Annotated in this window: 23 protein-coding genes and 1 pseudogene; 22 read left to right on the top strand and 2 right to left on the bottom strand. The window is 49.0% G+C overall.

The genetic code is table 11. The features are described 5' to 3' along the window. Positions 1-29: 29 nt before the first annotated feature. The 11 genes from murQ (at position 30) to ACKKE8_RS08850 (ending at position 14131) form a co-directional block, all read left to right on the top strand. Positions 30-938: an N-acetylmuramic acid 6-phosphate etherase gene (gene murQ / locus ACKKE8_RS08800; protein ID WP_409177835.1), complete on the top strand. Its 909-nt coding sequence runs from the start codon at positions 30-32 to the stop codon at positions 936-938. 27 nt (positions 939-965) lie between these two features. Next, positions 966-2381, top strand: coding sequence for an FAD-binding oxidoreductase (locus ACKKE8_RS08805; protein ID WP_409177836.1), 1416 nt, complete (start codon positions 966-968; stop codon positions 2379-2381). Further along, entirely contained in the window at positions 2374-3672 is a 1299-nt protein-coding gene (locus ACKKE8_RS08810; protein WP_409177837.1) for a (Fe-S)-binding protein, read from the top strand. The genes ACKKE8_RS08805 and ACKKE8_RS08810 overlap by 8 nt, the downstream gene beginning before the upstream one ends. A gap of 423 nt (positions 3673-4095) precedes the next feature. Beyond that, positions 4096-5355: a transcriptional regulator gene (locus ACKKE8_RS08815; protein WP_409177838.1), complete on the top strand. Its 1260-nt coding sequence runs from the start codon at positions 4096-4098 to the stop codon at positions 5353-5355. A gap of 60 nt (positions 5356-5415) precedes the next feature. Next, on the top strand, positions 5416-6366 hold the full coding sequence (locus ACKKE8_RS08820) for an ABC transporter permease (protein ID WP_409177839.1): 951 nt from the start codon (positions 5416-5418) through the stop codon (positions 6364-6366). 14 nt (positions 6367-6380) lie between these two features. After that, the gene (locus tag ACKKE8_RS08825) at positions 6381-7277 is read left to right on the top strand and encodes an ABC transporter permease (protein ID WP_409177840.1); all 897 of its coding nucleotides are present in this window, start codon (positions 6381-6383) and stop codon (positions 7275-7277) included. 21 nt (positions 7278-7298) lie between these two features. Further along, positions 7299-8306 carry an ABC transporter ATP-binding protein gene (locus ACKKE8_RS08830; protein ID WP_409177841.1) on the top strand — a complete coding sequence of 336 codons (1008 nt, stop codon included), beginning with the start codon at positions 7299-7301 and terminating at the stop codon, positions 8304-8306. Continuing rightward, positions 8296-9279, top strand: a complete 984-nt coding sequence (locus tag ACKKE8_RS08835; RefSeq protein WP_409177842.1) for an ABC transporter ATP-binding protein — start codon at positions 8296-8298, stop codon at positions 9277-9279. Before ACKKE8_RS08830 ends, ACKKE8_RS08835 begins: the two co-directional genes overlap by 11 nt. Before the next feature lie 30 nt (positions 9280-9309). Next, on the top strand, positions 9310-10911 hold the full coding sequence (locus tag ACKKE8_RS08840) for an N-acyl-D-amino-acid deacylase family protein (RefSeq protein WP_409177843.1): 1602 nt from the start codon (positions 9310-9312) through the stop codon (positions 10909-10911). A gap of 28 nt (positions 10912-10939) precedes the next feature. Continuing rightward, positions 10940-12520 (top strand): ABC transporter substrate-binding protein, encoded by a 1581-nt coding sequence (locus ACKKE8_RS08845; protein WP_409177844.1) that lies wholly within the window; start codon positions 10940-10942, stop codon positions 12518-12520. A gap of 15 nt (positions 12521-12535) precedes the next feature. Further along, entirely contained in the window at positions 12536-14131 is a 1596-nt protein-coding gene (locus tag ACKKE8_RS08850; protein WP_409177845.1) for an N-acyl-D-amino-acid deacylase family protein, read from the top strand. A gap of 49 nt (positions 14132-14180) precedes the next feature. On the opposite strand, the gene ACKKE8_RS08855 is transcribed toward ACKKE8_RS08850, so the two are convergent. Continuing rightward, entirely contained in the window at positions 14181-15407 is a 1227-nt protein-coding gene (locus tag ACKKE8_RS08855) for a pyridoxal-phosphate-dependent aminotransferase family protein (protein ID WP_409177846.1), read from the bottom strand. 93 nt (positions 15408-15500) lie between these two features. After that, complete coding sequence (gene ytvI / locus ACKKE8_RS08860) at positions 15501-16532, bottom strand: sporulation integral membrane protein YtvI (RefSeq protein WP_409177847.1); 1032 nt, start codon at positions 16530-16532, stop codon at positions 15501-15503. A gap of 263 nt (positions 16533-16795) precedes the next feature. On the opposite strand from ytvI, the gene ACKKE8_RS08865 reads away from it, so the two are divergent. From ACKKE8_RS08865 to ACKKE8_RS08915, 11 genes and pseudogenes are all read left to right on the top strand, one after another. After that, positions 16796-18070 (top strand): cation:dicarboxylate symporter family transporter, encoded by a 1275-nt coding sequence (locus ACKKE8_RS08865; RefSeq protein WP_409177848.1) that lies wholly within the window; start codon positions 16796-16798, stop codon positions 18068-18070. 329 nt (positions 18071-18399) lie between these two features. After that, positions 18400-19308, top strand: a complete 909-nt coding sequence (locus ACKKE8_RS08870) for an NUDIX hydrolase (RefSeq protein ID WP_409177849.1) — start codon at positions 18400-18402, stop codon at positions 19306-19308. A 24-nt stretch (positions 19309-19332) separates the two neighbouring features. Beyond that, positions 19333-20193, top strand: coding sequence for a TIGR02452 family protein (locus ACKKE8_RS08875; protein WP_409177850.1), 861 nt, complete (start codon positions 19333-19335; stop codon positions 20191-20193). After that, complete coding sequence (pnuC, locus tag ACKKE8_RS08880; RefSeq protein ID WP_409177851.1) at positions 20190-20903, top strand: nicotinamide riboside transporter PnuC; 714 nt, start codon at positions 20190-20192, stop codon at positions 20901-20903. The genes ACKKE8_RS08875 and pnuC overlap by 4 nt, the downstream gene beginning before the upstream one ends. Beyond that, positions 20891-21949: a multifunctional transcriptional regulator/nicotinamide-nucleotide adenylyltransferase/ribosylnicotinamide kinase NadR gene (nadR, locus tag ACKKE8_RS08885; RefSeq protein ID WP_409177852.1), complete on the top strand. Its 1059-nt coding sequence runs from the start codon at positions 20891-20893 to the stop codon at positions 21947-21949. The genes pnuC and nadR overlap by 13 nt, the downstream gene beginning before the upstream one ends. 41 nt (positions 21950-21990) lie before the next feature. After that, entirely contained in the window at positions 21991-22578 is a 588-nt protein-coding gene (locus ACKKE8_RS08890; protein WP_409177853.1) for a DUF1802 family protein, read from the top strand. 27 nt (positions 22579-22605) lie between these two features. Then, entirely contained in the window at positions 22606-23586 is a 981-nt protein-coding gene (locus tag ACKKE8_RS08895) for a zinc-binding alcohol dehydrogenase family protein (protein WP_409177854.1), read from the top strand. A 67-nt stretch (positions 23587-23653) separates the two neighbouring features. Then, positions 23654-23972: pseudogene (locus ACKKE8_RS08900) on the top strand (GNAT family N-acetyltransferase). A 236-nt stretch (positions 23973-24208) separates the two neighbouring features. Next, positions 24209-24646: an RrF2 family transcriptional regulator gene (locus tag ACKKE8_RS08905; protein WP_409177855.1), complete on the top strand. Its 438-nt coding sequence runs from the start codon at positions 24209-24211 to the stop codon at positions 24644-24646. A gap of 62 nt (positions 24647-24708) precedes the next feature. Continuing rightward, complete coding sequence (locus tag ACKKE8_RS08910) at positions 24709-25098, top strand: IDEAL domain-containing protein (RefSeq protein ID WP_409177856.1); 390 nt, start codon at positions 24709-24711, stop codon at positions 25096-25098. Between the two features lie 29 nt (positions 25099-25127). Further along, complete coding sequence (locus ACKKE8_RS08915; RefSeq protein WP_409177857.1) at positions 25128-25691, top strand: thioredoxin family protein; 564 nt, start codon at positions 25128-25130, stop codon at positions 25689-25691. The last annotated feature ends 13 nt before the right edge of the window (positions 25692-25704 follow it).

Genomic DNA, 25704 nt, shown 5'->3' on the forward strand with positions numbered 1-25704 from the left:
GTAAGATTGAAAAGGAGGTTCGATAGAGCATGAATCTGGAGAACTTGCAAGCATTGACAACTGAAGGAAAAAACGAGAGCAGCAGTGATTTGGATCAATTGAGTGCTCGAGGCATCGTACAAATGATGAACGATGAGGACAAGAAGGTTCCTTATGCGGTAGAGCGCGTCCTCGATCAAGTATCCGATGCGGTAGAGGTCATCACACACGCATTGGAAAAGGGCGGAAGACTGTTTTATTTTGGTGCTGGAACAAGTGGACGTTTAGGGATCTTGGATGCGTCCGAGTGCCCGCCGACCTTTGGTACCCAGCCTGAGCTCGTTCAGGGTGTGATTGCAGGCGGACCATCCGCAATGGTACGCGCGGTAGAAGGCGCAGAGGATTCTTTTGAATTAGGTCAAGAAGATGTGCATAAATACGGCGTGACCAAAAAGGATGTGGTCGTAGGGATCGCAGCTAGTGGACGGACTCCGTATGTTCTCGGTGTTTTGGCGGAGGCACAGAAGATCGAAGCCAAGACGATTGCTGTCTCTTGCAACAAGCCTTCGTACATCAATGAAGGCGTAGATGTAGCGATTAATGTCGTCGTAGGACCGGAAGTATTGACCGGATCGACGAGGCTCAAGGCAGGAACAGCTCAAAAGCTGGTGCTGAACATGCTGACGACAGCGGCGATGATTCGTTTGGGCAAAGTGTACGGAAATCTGATGGTCAGCGTGCAGGCGACCAACCTCAAGCTGAAGGAACGCGTGAAGCGGATCATCATGGAAGTGACCGGAGCGAGCTACGAGGAGGCGGAACAACTGGCTGATCAGGCAGACGGAGATGCGAAGACTGCCATTATCATGAAGCTGACAGGATCGAGCAGGGAAGAGGCCACTCGTTTGTTGAATGTTACCAATGGAAGAATCAGGGAAGCCATTCAGCAGCTGGACTAAGTTTTTGGGAAAGGATGGGGAGATTCCATGTTGCCAGAATCCATTCGCGAAGAGCTGCGTGCCATCGTCGGAGAGAAAAACTGCCTCGACAAACAGGAAGCATTAGTCGCCTATTCGTATGACGCAACTCCGATGCAGCAAGCATTGCCAGATGTGGTCGTCATACCGAAGAGTACAGCCGAAGTCCAGCAGGTCATGCGAGTTGCAGCACGACATCACATCCCGATTGTGACGCGTGGAGCCGGCTCCAATCTATGCGGCGGAACGATACCAGTCGGTGGCGGAATTGTCTTGGTGTTGAGCCGGATGAATCAGATCGTAGAGATTGACGAACAAAATTTGACGATAACGGTGCAGCCGGGGGTCCGAACGGTCGACATCCATCAGGCGGTAGAGGCACTCGGTTTGTTTTACCCACCAGATCCAGGCAGCATGGTCATCTCCACAATTGGCGGGAATATTGCACTTAATTCGGGTGGACTGCGCGGGTTGAAGTACGGAACGACCAAGGATTACGTGCTGGGACTCGAAGCTGTGTTGCCGAACGGAGAGGTCATTCGTACCGGGGGCAAGCTGATGAAGGATGTGGCGGGCTATGATCTGACCAAGCTTTTGGTCGGTAGCGAGGGCACGTTGGCGATCATTACCGAGGCTATTCTCAAGCTGATTCCGAAGCCGCAGACACAGCGAGTCATGTTGGCGATGTTTGCAGATATGGCACAGGCGGCGAGGTCTGTTTCTGATATTATTGCCAATCGTATCATTCCAGGAACGCTTGAATTTCTTGATCAAGGAACGATCCGTGTTGTCGAGGATTTCAAACAGATCGGGCTTCCGACAGATGTGGCGGCGATCCTCCTGATCGGTCAGGACGGAGAGCCGCAGACGGTCGATCGGGACATGGAGCAGATCGCTGCTATTTGCCAGAAGAATGATGCCGTCCAAATCAAGGTAGCGACGACAGCTGAGGAAGCGGATGAGGTAATGACTGCCAGACGCAGTGCGCTCGCCGCATTGTCACGGATGCGTCCGACGACCATTTTGGAGGACGCAACCGTTCCCCGCGCCGCGATTGCGCCGATGGTCGCCGCGATCCAAGAGATTACAGAGCGTTACGGACTGCAAATTTGCACCTTTGGCCATGCGGGAGACGGCAATTTGCATCCGACCTGCATGACAGACGCTCGCAACACGGAGGAGATCGAGCGCGTTGAGCATGCCTTCGAGGAAATTTTCGCGGCGGCAATTGATTTGGGCGGAACGATTACGGGAGAGCATGGGGTAGGGATCGTCAAGGCACCGTACTTGGAGTGGAAAGTAGGAGCCGCAGGTATGGAGATCATGAAAGGCATCAAGCACGCTTTCGATCCTCACAATCTCCTGAACCCTGACAAGATGTTTGCCAAACAGTCCCGGAACAGAGTGGTGGTCCAGCGTGCTTAAAGAAGCTTTGGTAAATAAACTCGATTACGATGAACTGTCCAACTGTATGCGCTGCGGCTTCTGCCAGCCAGCCTGTCCGACCTTTCGGGAAACTGGCTATGAGGCAGCTTCTCCAAGAGGTCGTATCGCCTTAATGAAAGCCGTAGCAGACGGTGTCATGGAGCCGGACAAAGATTTTGTCGATCAAATGAATCTCTGTCTAGGCTGCCGAGCATGTGAGCCGGTATGCCCAGCAGGTGTGCCGTACGGTCAGCTGATCGAGCAGACGAGAGAAGCGATCGAAGAGGTGCAGGAGCATCCATGGTGGGTCAAAGCCGTCCGCAAGCTCGCGTTTTTCCACCTGTTCCCTCATCAGAAACGCATGTACCAGCTCGGCGGACTCTTACGCTTTTATCAGCGCTCAGGTGTGCAAAAAACCGTTCGCAAGCTGGGAGTGTTATCCACCCTGCCTAAGCAAATGCGGGAAATGGAAGCGATTATGCCTGAAGCATCTGGAAAAGGTATCGTGGACTTTTTCGGTGGCACGGTTATTCCAGCCATAGGCGAGCGCAAGTATCGCGTAGGAATGTTTCACGGCTGCATTATGGATGTCCTATTCAATGAGACGAATCGCAACACTGTGCGGCTTCTGAGTGAGGCAGGCTGTGAGGTCATCATCGCTCCGGACCAGGTGTGCTGCGGTGCTCTCCATGCACATAGCGGTGAGCGTGAACAGGCTCGCAATCTGGCGCGAAAAAATGTGGCTGCTTTTCACAAGGCTGACGTGGATATCATCGTATCCAATGCAGGCGGTTGCGGGGCGATGCTACAGGAATACGACCATTTGCTGGCGGAAGATGCCGAATGGCAGGAGAAGGCACAATGGTTCGCTTCACGTGTGAAGGATATTAGTGAGGTGCTAGCACTCCTCGTCGAGCCAAAAGCATGGCAATCATTGCCGCAACGGATCACCTATCAATCCTCCTGTCACCTGCGTAACGGGATGAAGGTGACCAAAGAGCCAGTGAGCCTCTTGCAAGCCATTCCGGGAGCCACATACGTACAGCTTTGCGAGGGAGATCGCTGCTGCGGCTCAGCAGGTATTTACAACCTGGTGCAGCCTGAGATGGCCGGAAGTCTTTTGGATGAAAAAATGGGTCATGTAGCGGCTACCCAAGCAGACATTCTCGTGACCTCGAATCCAGGCTGTCTGTTGCAAATGAAAGCAGGCATTCATCGAGCTGGACTGGAAGGAAAGATGGAGGCCGTACACATCGTGGATTTGCTGGCGCGTGTTAGCCCAAAACAATAGAATCTTTTAAATCGAGAAAACGTGTAGGGAATCATTCTGCAAGACGGAGTGGTTCTTTGCACGTTTTTTTCAGTAAATAGGAATTGATAAGTTGTAGTTGTGGTACAAAGCTGGTGAGAAGAAAAAGCACAGGGCTCGTAGACCTTGACAGAGTCGAAGAGAACTGTGCTTTTTCTTCTCCGCCCCTATGTTGACCCAAACCAAAAAGATCTTAATGGTTTTTCTTATAGAAAAAGGGGATAAAAGGACTATTAACGGAAATTGCATGTAAGAATGGCCGAATGTATGATAATAGAAAGAATTTTTAAAAAATTTAATTAAATATATGTTAGCAGTAAAAAATCGGAGAGGAAGTGGTAGGGAGCGATGGAAATAAAAGTCGCAGTTATAGGTCCTTACGATTTGCTTGATGAAGTTTTGTGTATGGCAGCAACATTTCCAGCCTTAATGTTGCGCCCCCTCGGCTACAAAGATGTGCAGGATGTCAAACAACTCGTGCTTTCCAGCAAGGAAGAGGTTGACGTTTTTTTATTTGCCGGGCCAATTCCATACCAAATCGCCCGCGAACATGTTGATGCTCCTAAGCCGATGGTTTACCTGCCTTACAATGGCACGAGTCTCTATCGGGTGTTCTTTCAGTTGTTGCGAGATAGCGGGACCTTATTGAAAGAGAGCCGCTTGCGCTTTAGTATCGATGTTTTGTCTTTACAAGAGGTTGAGCAAAGATTGGATGAGCTGTCTATACCAGTAGATCGCATGTACACGATGGAATATCAGCTAGACCAGAGCGCAGACGATATTCTTCAGTTTCATTACGAATTATGGACAAGTAAAAAGGTAGACGCAATTTTTACGTGTGTAGCATCTGTTTATTGGGAGCTTCGAAGATTGGGAATCCCCTGTTATCGTGTAACACCCACCAAGTCTACGATCCAAGATGGCTTGTATCGGGCGCAGATCGAAGGGAAAAACCTTCAGTTAAACGATACCCAAATCGCAATCGGCATCATTAATATCGAGAACATCGTGAAAAAATGGCATTCATCCGAATATGAGCTCCAGCGAAAGAAAATCGCGATTCAGGAAATTTTGATTGATTATGGGGAAGAAATCCAGGCATTGATGAACTGGCCGGATCGAAATGAAGTCATCTTCGTTACGACTCGGGGTGTTATCGAACGGACGACAAGCATGTTTACCCGCTTCCCCCTCCTGGAGAGAATCGTAAACCGTTTAAATATTTCTGCCAGTATCGGAATAGGGTTGGGCCGAACTGCAAACGAGGCGCAAAGCAAAGCCGGGGAAGCTCTCTCCAAAGCGAAATCCGGCGGAGGAGGAAGCTGTTTTATTGCCATGCACGATGGCAATGTTGTCGGACCGCTTGGTGAAGAATTTCAGTTAGCGTACTCCTTGCGAAGCAACAATCCAGAGCGTTTGGATGCCGCCCGAAAATCAGGCTTGAGCGTCGGGACGATCAATAAACTGATCTCCTTTTGCCAAAACTACGGTAGCTCACAAATAACCGCAGCTGACCTCGCTAGTCGATTTGGCGTTTCATTACGCAGTGCCAGACGGATTTTAAGCAAATTAGAGCAGTGTCAATTGGCAATGGTGGTTGGTGAAGAGCAACCGATCTGTAAAGGAAGGCCCCGTCAGGTCTATGATCTGAAACTGCATATATGAATGCTGGGTTGTACACGTTCATGGCTTTTAATCGATGACAATTGAGGGGGAAAGACGAAAATGGGAGGTTATTTGCTTAAGCGTGTCGTGTCCTTATTACCTGTCCTTCTGGTTGTAGCGGTTGTTGACTTTATCATCATTCATCTTACCCCTGGTGACCCTGCTTCTGTCATTCTGGGGGCACAAGCTACGGAAGAAGAATTAGCAAAATTACGAGAGCAGCTAGGCTTAAATCTTCCCATCTACATCCGCTTTTTCGAATGGATAGGTGGCTTGCTGCAAGGGGATTTAGGCTGGTCGATCTTTATGGATAAGCCCGTGACAGAAGCGATATGGGAGCATTTAGGGCCAACCCTTTCCTTAACGATTATAGCTGAGATCATCGCGATTCTGTTTGCGATCCCTTTGGGTGTGATGGCGGCCAATCGTCGAGGAACGTGGATGGATCAATCGTTTATGACATTTGCTTTGCTGGGAATCTCGCTTCCTAGCTTCTGGATTGGGTTGAATCTGATCTTGCTTTTCGCGGTCCAGCTGAATTGGCTGCCTGCAGCAGGCTATCAACCAATGTCCAATGGACTCCTGAATCATTTCAAATACTTGATCATGCCCGCGATATCACTTGGCATAATGCAAGGAGCTTTCATTGCGCGAATGACGAGATCTTCCATGCTGGAAGTGTTGAACGAAAATTACATTCGAACGGCAGAAGCAAAAGGCTTGAAGATGTGGATTGTCACCTATAAGCATGCGCTACGCAATGCCTTCATACCCATCCTTACGGTAATCGGACTGTCGTTTGCGACGCTGATCGGGGGAGCAGTTGTGACTGAAACCGTCTTTAATATACCTGGGATCGGCAAGCTCATTGTCAATTCCGTTTTAAGACGAGATTACGAGGTGATCCAAGGAACCGTGCTCATGATTGCAACAGCGTATGTTCTCATCAATCTCATCGTTGATTTGCTTTACGCGTATATCGATCCACGTGTGCGATACGACAAGAGCTAAGGGGGGATGGATGAATGGAAACATCTTCGGTAACAATTGCCTCAAGCCAACCTGTTGCATCTTCAAGGCATCACACAAGAGTAGTCATGAATCGGTTTTTCGCAAACCGATTGGCTGTCTCTGGAAGTATTCTCGTTTTGTTTATCACCTTCATTTGTGTCCTTGCTCCTTTGCTCACCACCTATGATCCACTCGAAATGAAAGTGCAGGATCGACTCAAACCGCCAAGCACCAGCCATTGGTTCGGTACGGACGAGTTTGGCCGAGATGTTTTTACACGTGTTGTGTACGGAAGCAGAATATCTATGGGGGTTGGATTCTCGGTAGTCGTGATTACTTCCATCGTAGGGTTAATATTTGGGCTGTATTCAGCCTACTACCGAAGATTGGACAACTTTCTCATGCGGATCAATGATGGTTTAATGGCATTTCCCGCGATTTTGCTGGCCATTGCCATATTGGCAGCACTCGGTCCGAAAATGAGCAATGTGATTATCGCTCTGAGTGTTGTGTATATTCCAACGGTAGCCCGAGCAATCAGATCGGTAGCCATCACGGTGAGGGAACAGACGTATATCGAAGCGATTCATGCCCTGGGGGGGAAGGCATGGAGGGTCATTTGGCTGCATATCGCCCCTAACTGCCTGTCTCCTCTGATTGTCCAGGCAACGTTCATTTTTGCTTATGCAGTCATTACGGAAGCCTCCTTGAGCTTCTTGGGAGCAGGAACTCCGCCGCCTGAGCCAAGCTGGGGAAACATTTTAAATGACGGAAGAACGATCATGAAGCAAGCATGGTGGATGACTGTTTTTCCTGGTCTGTCCATCATGATAACCGTACTGGGGCTCAACCTGCTCGGAGATGGCCTCCGCGATTTAATGGACCCGCATACGAATCGAGCAAAAAAATAAGCGCTGCAAGGTGGGAAGGGGATGATTCATGTGCCATTGTTGGAAGTGAAAAACTTGAGAACGACCTTTTCCACAGAGCTGGGTCAGGTGACAGCTGTGGACGGGGTTTCCTTTCAGGTGGATTCCGGCGAGACGGTCGGACTGGTTGGGGAATCGGGATGCGGAAAAAGTGTGACTTCCTTGTCGATCCTACGCTTGTTCCGAAAACACAGTGGAACGAAGCTTACAGGCCAAATTTTTTTTGAGCAAAAAGAGCTGCTGCAATCATCCATGGAAGAGCTGCAAGAGATTCGCGGCAATCGGATATCGATGATCTTCCAAGACCCGATGAGCTCGCTCAATCCTGTCTATACCGTAGGAAACCAAATTGCCGAATCACTCATGCTGCATCAAAAATTGTCCAAAAAGGCTGCGCAGGAAAAAGCGATTGAAATGCTTACCTTGGTCGGCATCCCTTCACCGGAAAAGAGGGTGAGCGACTATCCTCATCAGCTCTCAGGAGGAATGAGGCAGCGTGTTATGATCGCCATGGGCTTGTGCTGCCAGCCCAAGCTGTTGATTGCCGATGAACCGACGACCGCATTGGACGTTACCATTCAAGCGCAAATTCTTGATTTGATGCTAGGTCTGCAAAAGCAATTACAGATGGGAATCTTGCTAATTACCCACGATCTTGGTGTCGTTTCTGAAGTGTGCGATCGCGTTCTGGTCATGTATTTGGGGCAGATCGTAGAAGAAGCGTCTGTGGACACATTGTTTGAGAATCCGAAGCATCCCTATACGATTGGTTTGATGAAATCAATCCCGACCATTGATGGCAAACGCGGAAAGAAGCTCCATGTGATAGATGGCATCGTTCCGTCGCTCCATCAGATTCCAAAAGGGTGTCGTTTTGCACCTAGATGCCCGCTTGCAGATGAAAAGTGCAGGCAGCATCCTCCAGACTTGTTTGAAATAGCGGACGGGCATCAGGTTCGATGCTGGCATCACGAAAGAATCGGTTTGGGAGGCGTTGCCTTTGGCAGCTAACGAGAATACAGCGGTACCACTTTTACAGGTATCCAATTTAGTGAAGCATTTTCCGATGAAGCGAGGCTATTTTCAAGAGAAAGCATACGTAAAAGCGGTCAGCAATCTTTCCTTGAAAATATACAAAGGGGAAACCTACGGGCTTGTGGGAGAATCCGGATGCGGAAAAAGCACAACGGGCCGCATGATTCTTCGCTTGTTAGAGCCGACGTCTGGCAGTGTGCAATACAGGGGACAGGACATGACTCGTTTCTCGGATGAAGAACTCAGAAACGCCAGAAAAGAAATGCAGATCATTTTTCAAGACCCGTATTCAGCGCTGAATCCCCGCAAACAAATAGGCAAAGCCATCGCTGAACCAATGAGTATTTTCAAGTTGGGAGAGAAAAGGCAGCGTAAGCAGTTTGTCCTTGACCTTCTTCGTAAAGTGGGACTGCAGCCAGAACATTACGACCGATATCCGCATGAGTTTTCAGGTGGGCAAAGACAGCGGATCGTGATGGCGCGTGCACTAGCAGTAAATCCTGCATTTATCGTATGTGATGAACCTGTTTCCGCACTCGATGTCTCTATTCAGTCTCAGATTCTCAATCTATTACAACAGCTGCAAGAAGATTTTCAACTCACCTATTTATTCATCGCACATGACCTCAGCGTCGTCCGACATATTTCTGATCGAGTCGGCGTGATGTACCTGGGGCATTTAGTGGAAGAAGCCCCTACAGATGCTTTGTTCTCCCAACCGCTGCACCCTTATACCAAAGCGCTATTGTCAGCTATCCCCGAGCCAAATCCAAAGAAAAAGAAAGAGAGGATCGTCCTCTCAAGCGAGGTTCCCTCCCCAATCCATCTGCCAAAAGGCTGCGTGTTTCATCCGAGATGTCCGCAAGTAAGCACCACCTGTAAGGAAGTCGTTCCGGTATTGCGGGAAATGGGTACAGGTCATCGTGTCGCTTGTCATCACGTTTCATAAAAATTGCAAGGATAGAGAGGAGCAAGAAGAATGCTGGATATTATTATTCGGAATGGTCAGGTGTACGACGGAACTGGTAATCCGTGGACCCGGATGGACCTCGGTATTAAGGACGGAAGGATTGTGAAGATCGGACAGCTTCACGACACAGAAGCCGTGCTAGAGATCGAGGCAGAAGGTTTGGTTGTCTCTCCAGGTTTTATTGACACGCATGTACATTCTGACTTGCTATGCACGAAGCCGGATTTGCACAAAATCAAGGTGCTGCAAGGAGTAACAACAGAGCTGCTCGGGCAAGACGGTATTTCTGTTGCCCCTGTCAATGAACAGACGAAGCCTTTATGGCAAAAACAACTCCGCGGGTTGAACGGTGACATCGGCGACTGGCCTTGGAATTCGATTGACGAGTACCTCCAGTTTTTAAGCCGCTCTACGCTGGCTGGAAATGTCGCTTACTTGGTTCCCCACGGTGCTGTGCGAACACTTGTGATGGGGTTTGAGGGACGAACGGCTACGACAGATGAGATGCGAAAAATGCGTGAGCTAGTAGAAGAAGGAATGCGACAAGGAGCAGTCGGCCTGTCGTCAGGGCTGGTGTATCCGCCTAATTTGTTTTCATGCAAAGAAGAGCTCATCGAGTTATGCAAAGGAGCAGCCAAATATGATGGATGTTTCGTCGTTCATATGCGTAATGAAAGCAATCGCATACTCGAAGCGCTTGACGAGATGATCGATGTTGCACGCCGTTCAAGTGTGCGTCTGCATATTTCTCATTTCAAGGTGGTTGGCCGAAACAATCGTGACAACTTCCAAAAGGCATTAGAAAAAATGGATCAAGCCCGCGTGGAGGGGATCGAAATCACCTTCGATCAGTATCCGTACACAGCAGGATCAACGGTATTACATGCTCTGTTGCCACCGTGGATGCACAATGGAGGTACAGAGGAGCTTCTCGCCAAGCTGCAAGACCCAGAGATTCGCAGGCGGATTAAAGATGACTTCGAAAACAACCATGATTTTGAAAACTGGGTAGAGAGCTGCGGCTGGGGTAATATCGTGATTGCGTCTGTCACTTCTGAGAAGAATCGCGTCGTGGAGGGGAAGAACCTACTGGATATTGCCCAGATGCGTGGAACAACACCTGCCGATGCTGTCTTTGAGCTGTTGTTGGAGGAAAATGCCGGAGTCACGATGGTCATATCATGGGGCGAAGAGGAAGATATCACGAACGCGCTTAAACATCCATTGCAAATCGTCGGTTCGGACGGGATATTTGGCGGAAAACCGCATCCGAGGCTTTACGGAACCTTCCCGCGAATATTGGGGCGGTTTGTCAGGGAACAAGAAATACTCACGATGTCTGAAGCCATTCGTCATATGACAGGAGCGCCTGCGCAGCTGCTTCGACTCAAGGATCGAGGATTCATCACAGAAGGGTATTGGGCCGATATTGTTATTTTTGATCCGACAACAGTTGCAGATCAAGCGACCTACGAGGAGCCGCTTCTTGAGCCGATCGGAATCAAATATGTACTCGTGAATGGGAAAGTGGCGGTGGATGACTCATCCTTCACTGGCTTGACTGCGGGGACAGTGATTCGAAATGAAAAGATCAGTTTGAAAATAACCTGAAAATTCAATTAATGAAGGGGGATTTTCCATGATCAAGAAGCCGATTGGTTATATGCTGACACTTCTTTTCATCGTAACGCTTTCATTGCTGGGGTGCACCTCGACTCCGTCTACAAGCGATCCTACTTCCAGCAGTAAATTGAGAAAAGAGAAGAACGAACTGCGCGTTGCGTTGTCGGTTTCACCGCCTTCACTTGATATGGTGAAAACGTCCACGACAGTGGCACTCCAAGTCGGTTGGCATATTTTCGAGCCGCTCGTCACACTGGATAAAGACTACAAGCCTGTTCCGATGCTTGCGAAATCTTTTGAAGTGAGTAAAGACGGGAAAGAGATCACCTTCACACTCAGGGAAGGAATCACCTTTCATAATGGGAAAGCTCTGGGCGTAGAGGATGTGATTGCTTCGCTCAATCGCTGGAAGGAGCTGTCACCAAATGGTAAAACAGGCCTTGCGAATGCCACGATTTCGTCCAAGGACAATGACAAAATTATCATCACCTTGGAAAAGCCATCCGGCACCTTACTAACCGCACTCGCATTTCCTCAACAGGGAGCAATGATCATGCCGAAGGAAGTCATTGAAGCGGCTACGGAAGAAGGAGTAAAAGAATACATTGGGACAGGGCCGTTCAAATTCGTGGAGTGGAAGCAGGATCAATACATTCATCTCGAAAAATATGCCGATTATCAAGCATTGACCGAGCCAGCAAGCGGATTGGGCGGGAAAAAGGAAGCCATGGTAGACAGCATTTACTTCCACACCGTTCCGGATGCAGCTACACGTGTGGCAGGTCTTCAATCGGGGGAGTACGATTTTGCTGATGAGCTTCCTTTTGACAACTACGAACAGTTAAAAGGTGACCCTAATCTGGTGACGGTCGTGTCGAAGCCACAAAAATACGTCGGCATGATTTTTAACAAGAAAAAAGGTTTGTTTGCGAATGTAACGGCACGCCAAGCAGTGAATGCTGCACTTGACCATGAAATGATCATGATGGGGATAAGCGGGAACCCGGATTTTTTCCGACTGGATCACAGCCTGATGTTTGTAGAGCAGCCATGGCATTCAGAAGCAGGTAAAGAAAAATACAATCAGAAGAATCCTGAATTGGCGAAAAAGCTGTTGGCTGAAGCTGGCTACAATGGCGAGCCCGTGACCATCATCACCACAAAGGACTACGATTACATTTACAAAAGTTCCATCATGGTTAAAGACCAGTTGGAGAAAATCGGGGTCAAAGTAAACTTCGAGATTTACGACTGGCCTACGATGGTCAGCAAACGTTCAGATGAAACCAAGTGGAACATATTTTTCACTGGCTTTCCAACCTATACAAACCCGGTCCAAACATTGTATCTAGACTCTCGAAACAAGTGGCCAGGCTGGTACGAAAACCCTGAGATGGATGCATTGCTGGACGAACTTCGCCATACGGTTACCTTTGATGAGCAGAAGGTCGTATTTGAGAAAATACAAACCTTGTTCTGGGAGGATCTCCCGATTGTAAAAATAGGGGACTTGCACGGATTGGCGGCTCATCGAAACTACGTGAAGGGCTATCAGTACTTCATGGATGCGCCATTCTGGAATGTTTCTGTCCAATAGGGAGGTGACGTTTACATGGTACAGACAACATTTGATATCGTCATACGCAATGGGATGGTATGTGATGGTACGGGAAATCCTTGGACGAGGCTGGATATTGGGATCGAAAACGGGCGGATTGCCCATATGGCGAGATTCATTTCTTCGGGAGGAATCACAGAAATAGATGCGACTGGAATGGTGGTCGCTCCTGGTTTTATTGATGCACATGTTCACTCAGATTTGTGGTGTACACGACCGGATATTCACCAAATCCGGGTGTTGCAGGGAATTACGACAGAACTTGTCGGTCAGGATGGGGTTTCTGTTGCTCCCGTGACGAGTGAGACGAAACCACTCTGGATGAAGCAATTGAAAAGAATCAACGGCGACATTGGAGAATGGCCATGGCACAGCATTTATGAATACCTGGCATTCCTTGAACAGGCGAAGTTGACTGGCCATATCGCTTATTTGGTACCACATGGAAATATCCGATCTATGGTGATGGGGTTTGCTGGTAGAGAGGCCACGCAAAAAGAAATCGCAGCGATGCAGGAGCTGGTAGAACTAGGTATGCAGCAGGGCGCATTTGGCGTGTCGTCCGGTATCCAATACCCGCCTTGCGTCTATGCGAACAAAGAAGAATTGGTTGGATTCTGCAAGGGTGCCGCTAAATACGATGGCTGCTTTGTTGTTCACATCCGCAACGAAAGTAATTACTCATTGGAGGCATTAGACGAAGTGATTGATGCAGCACGCAGATCGGGAGTTCGTCTGCACGTTTCTCATTTTAAAATTTGTGGGGGCAGAAATCGGGATAAGCTGGACATTGCCTTGGAGAAGCTGGAGCAGGGGCGTGCTAACGGTATCGAGATTACGTTTGATCAATATCCGTATGCAGCAGCATCCACTTTTCTCCATGCCATACTTCCCCCCTGGATGCATGATGGTGGTATCGCCAAAATGTTGGAGCGGCTACATGACCCCAAAATTTGCGAGCGAGCAAAAGAAGAAATGGAGCACAACGGGGAATACGACAATCCCGTCAGAAACAATGGCTGGGACAATCTTGTCATCGCATCAGTAGCCTCTGCGAACAATCGGAAGCTGGAAGGAATGAATTTGCAGGAAATTGCACAGCAAAAAGGGATGGATCCGGCGGATGCCGCATTTGAACTTTTGGTGGAAGAAGAGGGCGAGGTGACCATCATTATCCACTGGGGAAACGCGGAAGATGTCGATCGAGTAATGAAGCATTCGTTGCAAATGGTGGGTTCAGATGGTGTTTTTGGAGGAAAGCCTCATCCCAGGCTCTACGGATCATTTGCTCGTGTGTTAGGTCATTACGCAAGAGAGAAACAATCGTTTCCACTTTGGGAAGCCGTTCGAAAAATGACAGGCGCCCCAGCTCAATTGCTGCGGTTGCGGGATCGAGGATTTTTGAGAGAAGGATACTGGGCGGATCTCGTCGTATTTGACCCGAACAAGATCGTAGACCGGGCAACATATGAGGCACCTATGCAGCAGTCCATGGGTATTTGCCATGTGCTGGTCAATGGGAAGATCACCGTGTCGGATGGGCGTCTTACAAATGTGACTAGTGGCACGGTAATTCGCAATCAGCTGTGAACATAATAAAAGCCGCTCGGGTATTATATTGCCCCTGCGGCCTTTGTTTTTAGCTATGATAAATATCTAAAGCGGCTTGAACGGCCCGCCCTACGTGTACACGGGCACCATGCCGGATGAGAACCGCTTCCAACGCCCCTAGCACATGCAAAATATTTTTCTTCCGGCAGCTGTAGCCCATTGTGCCAATCCGCCAGATTGTCCCTTTTAGCGGCCCGAAGGAATTGGCAATTTCAATATGAAAATCCTCGAGCAGCATAGCGCGGACTGACTCTCCGTCCAGTCCCTCAGGAATTTTGATGCAGGTGACGACGGGAAGCTTGCAAGCCGGATCGCCGTAGAGCTGCAATCCCATCGCCAATACACCAGCGACCAAGGCTTGTTCATGCAAACGATGTCTGGCGAATCTCGCTTCCAGACCTTCCGTGAGGGCAATGCGCACTCCCTCGCGCAAGGCGTACAGCATCGTTGTCGCCTCCGTATGGTGGTTCAGCCGTGCGGGTCCCCAGTAATCCATGAGCTGACTCAAGTCAAAGTAGTTGCTGCGGATCGTTCGGGTTTGAGCAGATTTCGGAGCAGAGGGATCAGCGAGTCCACGCTCGATCTTTTTCCGTTGGAGCAAGAGCGCTTCTACACGAGAATTAAACGTGATAGGAGCCATCCCAGAGGGGACAGACAAGCATTTTTGCGTGCCGCCAATACATGCGTCGATATACCAATCGTCTACCTTCACTTCTGTCCCGCCGATCGAAGCGACAGCATCGACGACAAATAGGACATCCATCCGGCGGCAAGCTTCTCCGATTTCTTTCAAAGGCTGAACGCATCCGGTGGATGTTTCACCGTGAACCATTGCGACGATTTTGGGCTGAACTCGCTCGATTTCGGCAATGACGTCCTGCGGCTCAAAGACGCCTCCCCAGCGAGTTTCCATCGTAATCACATCTGCGCCGTACCTTTCCGCAATCTCCGTGAGCAAGTGCCCGAAGCGTCCAAAAATGGGTACAAGCACCCGATCTCCTGGTTCGATTATGCTACACAATACGGCTTCAATGCCCGCCCGGGAAGTTCCGTCAATAGGGAATGCCCAATGATTGGATGTCTGAAACAATTTCCGAAGCATTTCCATTGTTTCGTTCATGATGTTCGTGAATTCTGGATCGAATTGCCCCAAAATGGGTGAACCCATCACGCGAAGAACACTAGGCTCGGCCTCGACAGGCCCTGGCGTCATGATCGTCCGTTGTGAGGTGGTCAGTTCTTTGTATGCACACATAAGCGCTCCCCCAGTTCTTTCTATATCAACGGCCGCCTTTCCGATTCCATCACCGGAAAAAACGGCCGCAGCACTACCTATTTTTTGTGCCCATCAAAAATCTATTTTGAAATTCAAGAATCCGGCTTTCCGCAGTGCCTCGTAAATGATGACGAGCGCTGGACCGAGTATCAGCCCGAAAAATCCCATCACCTGAAATCCGAGGAACAAGCTGACAAGAGCGGCAAGGGCACTAATTCCCAGATTAGATGCGAGTACCTTGGGCTCGATAATACGGCGGACGACCGTAATCACGAGGAAGATGACGATCAGGCCGATTGCCAAATAAGAGTTGCCCATCAAGAAGTTGTAAATAGCCCACGGGACGAGGAACGAGCCTGCGCCCAAGATGGGGAGAATATCGACGAAAACGATCATGAGCGAAATGACAGCTGCATACTTGACCTGCAAAATGAGCAATCCCAAAAAGGACAGCGTGAACGTCATCAGGCTCAAGATGATTTGGGCACGTAAAAAACCAACGGTGGCACGGTTCAATTGAGAGATAACCACCTCGACCTTTTCACGAGCGGACACCGTGAACATTCTCATGAAGCCCGCACGCAATTTCGGCAAATCGAGACTGATCAAAAACAAGGCAACCAAGTAAATAATCGTAGAGATAAGAAATCCAGGAACGATGGCTGCCACACCGAGAATACCTTTGGCAACTGTGGAGGCTGAAGTAAGCGCCCAGCTTTTAAGCCCAGCGAAGACACTTTGGATTTCCGAGACGGTTTCAGCAGGCAACGATTCATAGTAAGTTTCCCAGCTTATCAAATAAGACTCGACCAACTCAAAAATATGCTGCGAAAAAGCCGGTAATCGCTGAGCCAAATCAATTCCCTGAATCACGATCTGCGTACCGATCCAGTACAGTACGATCCCAAAAGAAATGAGGAACAGGAAAAAGGATGCGATTACCGCACTCATCCGATTCATTCGTAGCCTTTTGACAAGAAACAAGACGAGCGGCTCAACCAGAATTGCTGTTAACAGTGCTAGCAAAAAGGGGACGGAGTAAGGTAAGAGAAACAACCCGACTGCCAGAACCAGTAGCAGGATGATCATTTTCCGAATCGTCATGACTGCGCTCCATTCTGAATGAAAAATCGCTGAAAATTGATTCCCTTATTTTATCATTTTTCCAGAAGCGAACACAATGAGACCAATCATGTCGCGAATTTGATAGATATTATCAGAAAAAATAAAGAAATGAAAAGAATACAAAAAAGGGGAAAACACAAAAAGTCATGATATGATGCTCACCTATATACCACTCAAGTTTGATGCGTATAAGCATATCGACTTGAGAGTCACATCTTAATCTTTCATAGCGAGGTGTCGGAATGAAGCGGTTTGGATTAGCGATGCAGATTGTCGTCGGTCTCATTCTGGGTATCCTGGTGGGTGCTATCTTTTACGGCAACCCGGCAGTGGCGACCTATTTACAGCCTATCGGTGATATTTTTCTCCGATTGATTAAAATGATTGTCGTTCCGATCGTTGTTGCCACGCTTATTGTGGGCGTAGCAGGCGTAGGTGACATGAAGAAGCTGGGCAAAATCGGTGGTAAGACAATTCTGTATTTTGAAATCGTTACCACGATTGCCATTATCGTTGGTCTTTTGGCAGCGAATATCTTTCAACCGGGTGCCGGTGTGGATCGAACAGTTCTTACCAAGACCGATATCCACAAGTATGTAGACACGGCAGAAACGACACAAAGCCACGGCATGGTGGAAACATTCGTCAATATTGTGCCAACCAATGTGTTTGATGCACTCGCTCGTGGCGATATGTTAGCGATTATTTTCTTCTCCGTTCTGTTTGGACTTGGTGTAGCAGCAGCAGGAGAAAAAGGAAGGCCCGTTCTCAACTTCTTCAATGGGGTTGCAGACGCGATGTTCTGGGTTGTTAACACGATCATGCGTTTTGCTCCGTTTGGTGTTTTCGCACTGATTGGTGTTACCGTTTCCAAATTTGGTTTGTCTTCTCTTATTCCTTTGGGGAAACTGGTTATTTTGGTTCACTTTGCCATGCTCTTCTTTATCCTTGTGGTATTGGGCATCATCGCACGTATCAGCGGAGTCAAAATCACTTCCATTCTGCGTGTACTGAAGGACGAGCTGTTGTTGGCTTACTCCACTTCTAGCTCCGAGACTGTACTGCCTAAAATTATGGAAAAAATGGAGAAGATGGGCTGTCCGAAGGCGATCACGTCCTTTGTTATTCCGACAGGCTACTCCTTCAACTTGGATGGTTCCACACTGTACCAGGCACTGGCTGCTCTGTTCATTGCGCAAATGTATGGTATTCACATGCCAATCAGCACACAGATCACGCTTATGCTCGTACTAATGGTTACGTCCAAAGGGATCGCTGGTGTACCGGGAGTATCGTTCGTAGTACTGTTGGCTACACTTGGCTCTGTAGGTCTCCCAGTAGAAGGTCTTGCTTTCATCGCCGGTGTAGACCGTTTGATGGATATGGCTCGTACAGTTGTTAACGTAGTAGGTAATGCGTTGGCAGCAATTGTGATCTCTCGTTGGGAAGGTCAGTTCGACAAAAAGAAAGCAGACGATTATGTTCAGGCAGTAAAAGCCGATGCACGTGCTGCTTAAGATATCAATTGATACAATGAAAGAAGCCTCCTGTCAGTGTATGAACTGGCAGGGGGCTTTTTGCTTTGGGTTATAAAAGTGGCTTTGGTGGTGGGAAGAAGCGCATTTCCGGAAATTCCCCGCCATTTATTTCGAAGCTAAGATGGGCTCCAGAGGCGCTTGGACTGAAAATGCGCTTCTTCTAGGTAGCTTATTTAATAAAAACCATACTCTAATTCTTTGTTGACACCAAAAACAGGAAAGAGTAATATGATACCAACAACTTGATAATAACATTTTGTTAATAACAAAAAGACAACAACAATTCAGCAACTAAAAGAGGCGATTGAATGAACGATAAACCAAATGTCAATAAACGAGGTCAAACCGAGCTGGAGTACTTGGAGGCTTATGATGTTAGCCAATTCGAGCGGCCGTCTGTGACAGTCGATATGCTTGTATTCACCGTGATGGATGAGCTGGAGGAAAACTACCGCAAGCTCTCGCCCAAGTCGTTGAAAATATTGCTTGTGAAGCGTGGGGAGCACCCGTATATCGGCCAATGGGCGTTGCCAGGTGGGTTTGTTACACCTGGGGAGAGTCTCGAGGAGGCGGCCAGACGAGAGCTGCGTACGGAGACAAACGTAGACGACATTTACTTGGAGCAGCTCTACACCTGGGGCGATGCGGGCAGAGATCCGCGGACTTGGGTCATCAGCACGTCGTACATGGCCTTGGTAGACAGCTCGTCTATACAGCTGAAAGCAGGGGACGATGCGGAAGAAGCCGAGTGGTATCGTATCGAGGACAGATGGCTGAAAGAAACCAAAACGGCGACAGAAGACGGCTCCATTACCGAAAAGTGGCTGGAACTGCGCCTTGTACATGAGAGCGAAGAGCTGTCTGCCACCATTAAGATCACCAAAACAGTAACGGGCCGTACCGTACGTGAGACCCGCGAAATTGTAGAGACGAACAACATTGCATTTGATCACGCCAAAATCATTCAATACGCACTGGAGCGATTGCGTAACAAGATTGAATACACGGATATCGCCTTTGCCTTAATGCCGGAGCTGTTCACGTTAAGCGATCTGCAACAGGTGTACGAAGTGATTTTGGGACGTGAGCTGTTGGCTGCGGCGTTTCGCAGGAAGGTAGCCGACAAAGTGCTGGAAACGAATCAATATCGAAAACACGCCGGGCACCGACCATCCAAGTATTTCCGCTTTAACCCGGAATGGATGGATCAGACGTAGCCCCGCACCAGGGAGGAAATCACAATGAATCAGGGACACAATCGAAGCGCGCGTGTACGAATCGCACAAGAGACGCTGCAAATCATAGAGCAGGGCTACTACATGAACCAAGCGGGAGAAAAGAAGAGCATTACGGAGGAGCTAGCTGCTGCAATCAGCCAGTCGGTTCTGTATCGTCCAAATGATTTGGCAGCAGACACCGTACAACTGCCATCGCATCAAACAACTGCTGGACAGCTGCGTGCTAAGGTCGAGGTTACCTCGGAATCCAGCCTGGATGCAGCTAAGCGCCTCGTCGTTTCCGAGAAACGAGCAGATGCCGTATGCTTGAATTTTGCTTCCGCCAAAAATCCGGGCGGAGGATTCCTCGGGGGAAGCCAGGCGCAGGAAGAGAGCTTGGCGCGTTCCTCCGGGCTGTATCCTTGCATCGTGCAAATGCAGGAAATGTACACCTATCATCGCCAGTTGAAAACCTGCTTTTATTCCGACTACATGATTTATTCACCGCGGGTCCCTGTGCTCCGCGACCAAAGCGATCAGCTTTTGCATGATCCATACCTCTTGTCTTTTGTTACGGCGCCTGCTGTGAATGCGGGGGTTGTTCGTGAGCGAGAGCCTGAAAATATCGCGAAGATTGGCCCTGTCATGAAGGAGCGCATCCGGAAGATTTTGCGGGCAGCAGCCATACACAACCACCGGACGATTATTTTGGGAGCGTACGGCTGTGGAGTATTCCGCAACAAAGCGGAGGAGGTAGCAGATTACTTTGCGACCGTTTTGATCGAGGAACAGTATGCACAGCTTTTTGATCGGATCGTTTTTGCCGTCTACGACAATTCTGCACGCCAGGAAAACCTGCGAGCGTTCAAGGAGAGATTCGCATGAATGAAAAAAGCGCCGGCTTTTTAGCAGACTGGAATTGGTTTGAAAAAATATGGCTCATCTCGTTTACACTCGTTACCCTCTACTTGTATTTCGCGCTAGATGATACATTAATCGGCTTGATCGCGTCTTTGACAGGGATGCTGAGTGTCGTGCTCGTCGCCAAAGGAAAGACGTGGAGCTACTACCCGGGTATCATCAATGTGGTTTTGTACGCGTTCGTGGCCTATGGGCAAAAGTACTATGGCGAAGTCATGCTGAATCTTCTCTATTTTTTGCCAATGCAATTCATAGGACTCTACCTGTGGCGTAAAAATCGCGTGTCCGAAGTGAAACAAAATGACGTCAAGATTACGATTTTGTCCAACCGAGCACGCATCTGGTGGACGATCTTGAGTATCATCGCAACGATTGCCTACGGGTTTGTATTGAAGCAAATGGGCGGGGCTTTGCCTTTTGTCGATTCCTTGACGGCTGTTCTCTCCGTCATCGCGATGCTCTTTATGGTGAAGCGCTTGGTCGAACAGTGGGTGGTCTGGATTATCATTGATTTGTTCACGATCTACATGTGGCTGGTAGCGTTTTTGAAGGACGGAAGCGATATCTCGATGCTGGTCATGTGGTCCGCTTATTTGGTGAATGCCATCTACGGATTGATGAACTGGGTTCGGCAGTACCGCAAGCAAAGGGAGGAGCAGACATGGGGGGCGTAGGCTTCATTGGCGGCAAATTTTTGCCACTGCATCAGGGACATGTATACGCGATTACACAGGCGGCCTGCCGCTGCGACGAACTGTACGTCGTTCTCTCGCACAGCACGAATCGCGACCAAAAGCTGTGTGAGGAGGCAGGAATCAAGCCAATTCCCTATGAAGTGCGCTTGAGATGGCTGTCCACGCTGGTCAAGGACATGGAAAATGTCCGAGTGCTTGCAGTCGAGGATTGTGCGGATAGCGATGAGAACTACGATTGGGAAGCGGGAGCAGCGGACATCAAGCGCAAGATCGGGAAAAAAATCGATCTGGTTTTCAGCTCCGAGTCTGCCTACGATTCGATATTTCGCCGTTTATACCCGGAGGCAGCGCACATCATTCTCGATGAATCGCGCAGCCAAGTGCCGATCTCCGCTACCCAAATTCGCAACGAAGGGGTCTACACCCATTGGCAGCACATCCCGGCTGTTGTTCAGCCCTATTTCGTCAAAAAGGTAGTGGTGGTAGGAACAGAGAGCTGCGGGAAATCAACTTTGACCCGTTATCTTGCGAAAATCTACAACACCGTGTTTGTCGAGGAGTATGGACGAACAATCTGCGAAGAGGTCGGGGGCTGCGATACGATTTTGACACCGGAGTATTTTCCGCATATCGCGTATGGTCACAAAATGAAAGAGTACGAAGCGCTCCAGAAAGCCAACAAGCTATTGTTCATCGACACAGAAGCGATTGTTACCCAGTTTTACTCCGAACTGTACACCGGGCAAACCTTCCCTGTTCTCGACCAGGTTGCCGAAGAACAAGCGTACGATTTGTGGCTGTTCATGGAGCCAGATGTCGCGTGGGTGGATGATGGACTGCGTGTGCACGGAGAAGAGCAAGTACGCCTGCACAATCATGAAAAGCTGCGCCAGATGCTGGATGAGCGGGGAATTACGTACGTGACACTGCGAGGAAATTATGCCGAGAGACTGCAAGGAGCCATGCAGCATGTCGATCAACTGTTGAAGACGACTTCTCAACGAGCTGGAATTGGGCTAGACTAAAGTCATCAAACGATTCTGACAGTAGAAGGGAGCCGTGCTGCATGCAGTCGATCGTACAGCCGCTATCCCCCCTTAGCTTGAAGGAATGGGCAGTCGCCGTCAAAGCACTTGGAGAAGGTGAGCAGATCATCACGATCCGCAAGGGTGGATTATACGAAGAAACACGAGAATTCCGCTTGGAAAACAATCAATTCTATTTGTATCCGACCTATGAGCACCAGAAGCGCGACATGGTAAAGGCAGACTACCAACACCTGTTAGACGCGACCCTTGAAGGCTGGACAATAGACAAGAAGACGGTGACTATCGAATATTTTGCCGAAGTAACCGACGATGTTGAGCTGATGGACGAAGCCAAGCTGCGTGCGCTATCCCCCTTCCACATCTGGACGGATAATTTCGCAGATGTGCGCTTGCATTGGAAGAAAAAACAGCCGCTGCACATTTTGTTCGTGCGGATGTATCGATTAGAGCAGCCGGTAGATATCCCCATTGAAGCTGCTTATCAAGGCTGCAAATCTTGGCATGATCTATTGGTGGACATTCCGCGAGCTGCGTTTACGCCTGTACTTTCCGACGAGGAGTTCGCAACGAAAAAAGCTGCGATCATGGCGATTCTACAAAACTAACATTCCAATCTTGTCTGGAGGGTTCTCATGAAAGCGATCTTGGTAACGGAATTAGGCGGGCCGGAAACGATGAAATATACGGAAGTCGAGATGCCGACCATGTCACCTACGCAGGTGCTGATCCGCGTCGAGATGAGCAGTGTCAATTTTGCCGATATCAAATCCAGATATGGAAAAAAGGGAGCAGCCAAGCTGCCGTTTATTCCGGGACTCGATGCGACTGGCGTGATCGAACAGGTAGGGGCAGAGGTGCAAAGCCTGAAGGTGGGACAACGAGTCATCGCATTTCCGACCAACGGATCATACGCCGAGTATATCGTGGCGGAGGAGAGCTTGACCTTTGCACTGCCAGATCAAATCAGCACGGAAACAGCAGCCGCTTGCCCAGTCGTGTCATTTACTTCGTACCAGCTGCTGGCGAAGGTTGCCCGCATTGCCAAAGGGGAAACCGTACTGATTCACGCTGCGGCAGGCGGAATCGGGACGACGGCGATTCAATTAGCCAAGCTGCTCGGAGCAGGACGAGTCATCGGCACAGTCGGTAATGAAGCAAAGGCGGAACTTGCCTTGTCAGCCGGTGCCGACCATGTGATTTGCAACGATCGCGAAGATTTTGTGGAAAAGGTACGTGCGCTAACGGATGGGACGGGAGCGGATGTCATTTTGGACTCGATTTCCGGAACAGTAAGTGAGCGTAGTCTTGAGTGTCTCGCATGGTACGGTCGACTCGTCCATTTCGGCAATGCCAGCGGCGAAGTCGGTCAGATCAAGACGATTGATCTACACGCAAGCTGTCGCTCTGTATTAGGCTTCAGCTTTGGTACGACACGCAAACTGCGTCCACACTTGTTGCAGGATACAGCCAAGCAAGTTTTGGACTATTTGGCGAATGGTCAGCTCGACATCAAGATCGGCAAGCATTTTGCCTTGGAAGACGCAGCGAGCGCCCATGCGTGGGTCGAGAGCAGGGCGAGTACGGGAAAAGTACTGCTGGATGTACGATCGTAATGATGTGGAGCCCTCGCTGACTCACAAGCGGGGGCTTTCTCTTTATCATTTTGGAGAGGTGAATGCTATGCAGATGATTTCAACAAGCGAACTGGACAAAAACGTCATCACTGAATTTTTCATCAAACACTGGGGAAGTCCGCAAATGGTGCAATCAACGGATTTATTTTCTATGTGCTCGAAGAGGCTGCCACCGCATGAAGCTCGTCACCACCAACGATAACCTGCACGCCATGGGCTTTTACCAAAAAAGAGGCTATCAGCTTCACGAGCTGTACATCAATGCTGTGGATAAGGCCCGCCAAACCAAACCAGAAATCCCCCTCATCGCAGAAAACGGCATCCCGATTCGCGATGAAATCCTTTTTATTAAAAATCTCTTTTAAAAAAGCCCCGTAGAAGTGTATCAACAGTCCGAAAAGTGCAGGTACATGTTTGGAAGGAGACCGCCCGAACGTAGTGAGGAAAAAGGCGACTGGAAAACATGTGCCTGCGCTTCCCCCCGACCACCGCAGAATGAAAGTCTCCGGCTTTTTAAAAAGTTTCCCTCAAGACAATTGTTGACATTCCTAACTGTACGAATTATTATTACAGTACTCTTCGCAAGGAGGCCGTCTGTGACGTGAATAGTGAATTTACCATAGCTGTTCACAGCTTGGCTTTGTTGGCTCATATCCCAGAGCATATGGCAAGCAGTGAGCTCATCGCAAAAAATGTATGTACGAATCCTGCCAGAATTCGCAAGATCATGAGCATTCTGCGTAAGAACGGATTTGTGAAGACCAAAGAGGGAATTGGCGGCGGTTATATACTCGCGTGCGACCCGAATGAGGTCACCTTGGCCGAGATATATCGCTCGATCTCGAATGGTACACTGAAGCCGCACTGGTGTTCGGGAGATCCGCAAGAAGCGTGTCAGGTTTCTGCGAATATGCACGGAGTCATGGATCAGATTTTTACCGAAGCAGAGATGTACTTTACGAAGTATTTGGAACAAATCACGATCCAGACCGTATTAGATAAAGTCCGTCAAGGATGCCAGGAGAGTTCGCGACAGTAACCTTACAAATTTTTAACATGGAAACTGTAATGATTTCCGTTACAATTGGGAGGTGCACGAGAATGAATCGGGATGAGTTATTGGAAGTCGGAGAATGGGTATTGGGAAAAACCAAATTCGGCGAGTTAGTTCAAGGCTTCGTCGAAACAGATGATTCATTGCGAGGTACCGCGAAAGTTTTTGTGGTTCAATGCGACAACGAAGAGACGATCGGCAAGCAGGTGGTGATTCCAAGACAGTGGATGGAACGCATTCCGGTAGGTTCTTTTGATGATGAAGAGCACATGCATGATTTGATCGACCTCGCCCTCGCAACCAAAGATAGAGAGTGGTTTATGGACCTGACTGCCAAGGTTAGCACCATGAAACAGACGTCAGGGAAAGAAGCCCGCAAAACAAGAAGCTCTTCCATTCGCAATCGCTTGGGGACTTCTGCTATTTGGGAGCAATAATTTTTCACTATACAGGAGGAGTACGGAGTATGTCTAACGTGAATCAGAACAGTTGGTTTGAAAAAGGAATGAGCTTTGCTGCGTACAAAGAAAGCATGAACGTCAACAAAGAAGAGCTGTCCCGCGTATACGATCAGCTCACATTTACTGACGAGGATCTGGCTGTCTGGAAGGATCTCTCCCAGCGTAATTGGAAAGGGATCGTGCTAACCGCAGACTGGTGTGGGGATGCTTCCTTGTGTGTTCCTGTCATTCAGCGAATTGCCGAGGAAAGCAACATCGAATTGCGCTTTCTCATCCGTGACGAAAATCTGGAGCTGATGGATCAATACCTGACCAATGGCACAGCACGTGCGATTCCGATCTTTATTTTCCTCGATCAGGATGGCTACGAGGCAAGAGTTTGGGGACCGCGTTCTCCAGAAGTACAGGAAATGATTACGACTGCCCGTGCAGGCTTGCCGGCTGCAGACGCTCCAGATTTTGAGGAAAAGCAAAAGGAGTTGTACCGCAACTTCAAGCAAAAGATATCTACAGACCCTGCTATTTGGCGCACGGTGATTGAGAGTGTGAAAGCGAAGCTGCAGGGCTAAAGAGAAAAATCTA

It is taken from the genome of Brevibacillus fortis (assembly GCF_046196545.1).
Classification (GTDB): Bacteria; Bacillota; Bacilli; order Brevibacillales; family Brevibacillaceae; genus Brevibacillus; species Brevibacillus fortis_A.

What these genes read in the sequence shown, in the direction of transcription:
- murQ (WP_409177835.1), top strand. Translation starts at nt 30, where the DNA reads ATGAATCTGGAGAACTTGCAAGCATTGACAACTGAAGGAAAAAACGAG.
- ACKKE8_RS08895 (WP_409177854.1), top strand. Translation starts at nt 22,606, where the DNA reads ATGAAAGCGATCTTGGTAACGGAATTAGGCGGGCCGGAAACGATGAAA.
- ACKKE8_RS08845 (WP_409177844.1), top strand. Translation starts at nt 10,940, where the DNA reads ATGATCAAGAAGCCGATTGGTTATATGCTGACACTTCTTTTCATCGTA.
- nadR (WP_409177852.1), top strand. Translation starts at nt 20,891, where the DNA reads ATGGGGGGCGTAGGCTTCATTGGCGGCAAATTTTTGCCACTGCATCAG.
- pnuC (WP_409177851.1), top strand. Translation starts at nt 20,190, where the DNA reads ATGAATGAAAAAAGCGCCGGCTTTTTAGCAGACTGGAATTGGTTTGAA.
- ACKKE8_RS08830 (WP_409177841.1), top strand. Translation starts at nt 7,299, where the DNA reads ATGATTCATGTGCCATTGTTGGAAGTGAAAAACTTGAGAACGACCTTT.
- ACKKE8_RS08910 (WP_409177856.1), top strand. Translation starts at nt 24,709, where the DNA reads ATGAATCGGGATGAGTTATTGGAAGTCGGAGAATGGGTATTGGGAAAA.
- ACKKE8_RS08815 (WP_409177838.1), top strand. Translation starts at nt 4,096, where the DNA reads ATGGCAGCAACATTTCCAGCCTTAATGTTGCGCCCCCTCGGCTACAAA.
- ACKKE8_RS08850 (WP_409177845.1), top strand. Translation starts at nt 12,536, where the DNA reads ATGGTACAGACAACATTTGATATCGTCATACGCAATGGGATGGTATGT.
- ACKKE8_RS08825 (WP_409177840.1), top strand. Translation starts at nt 6,381, where the DNA reads ATGGAAACATCTTCGGTAACAATTGCCTCAAGCCAACCTGTTGCATCT.
- ytvI (WP_409177847.1), bottom strand. Translation starts at nt 16,532, where the DNA reads ATGACGATTCGGAAAATGATCATCCTGCTACTGGTTCTGGCAGTCGGG.
- ACKKE8_RS08805 (WP_409177836.1), top strand. Translation starts at nt 966, where the DNA reads ATGTTGCCAGAATCCATTCGCGAAGAGCTGCGTGCCATCGTCGGAGAG.
- ACKKE8_RS08890 (WP_409177853.1), top strand. Translation starts at nt 21,991, where the DNA reads ATGCAGTCGATCGTACAGCCGCTATCCCCCCTTAGCTTGAAGGAATGG.
- ACKKE8_RS08855 (WP_409177846.1), bottom strand. Translation starts at nt 15,407, where the DNA reads ATGTGTGCATACAAAGAACTGACCACCTCACAACGGACGATCATGACG.
- ACKKE8_RS08820 (WP_409177839.1), top strand. Translation starts at nt 5,416, where the DNA reads ATGGGAGGTTATTTGCTTAAGCGTGTCGTGTCCTTATTACCTGTCCTT.
- ACKKE8_RS08875 (WP_409177850.1), top strand. Translation starts at nt 19,333, where the DNA reads ATGAATCAGGGACACAATCGAAGCGCGCGTGTACGAATCGCACAAGAG.
- ACKKE8_RS08865 (WP_409177848.1), top strand. Translation starts at nt 16,796, where the DNA reads ATGAAGCGGTTTGGATTAGCGATGCAGATTGTCGTCGGTCTCATTCTG.
- ACKKE8_RS08840 (WP_409177843.1), top strand. Translation starts at nt 9,310, where the DNA reads ATGCTGGATATTATTATTCGGAATGGTCAGGTGTACGACGGAACTGGT.
- ACKKE8_RS08870 (WP_409177849.1), top strand. Translation starts at nt 18,400, where the DNA reads ATGAACGATAAACCAAATGTCAATAAACGAGGTCAAACCGAGCTGGAG.
- ACKKE8_RS08915 (WP_409177857.1), top strand. Translation starts at nt 25,128, where the DNA reads ATGTCTAACGTGAATCAGAACAGTTGGTTTGAAAAAGGAATGAGCTTT.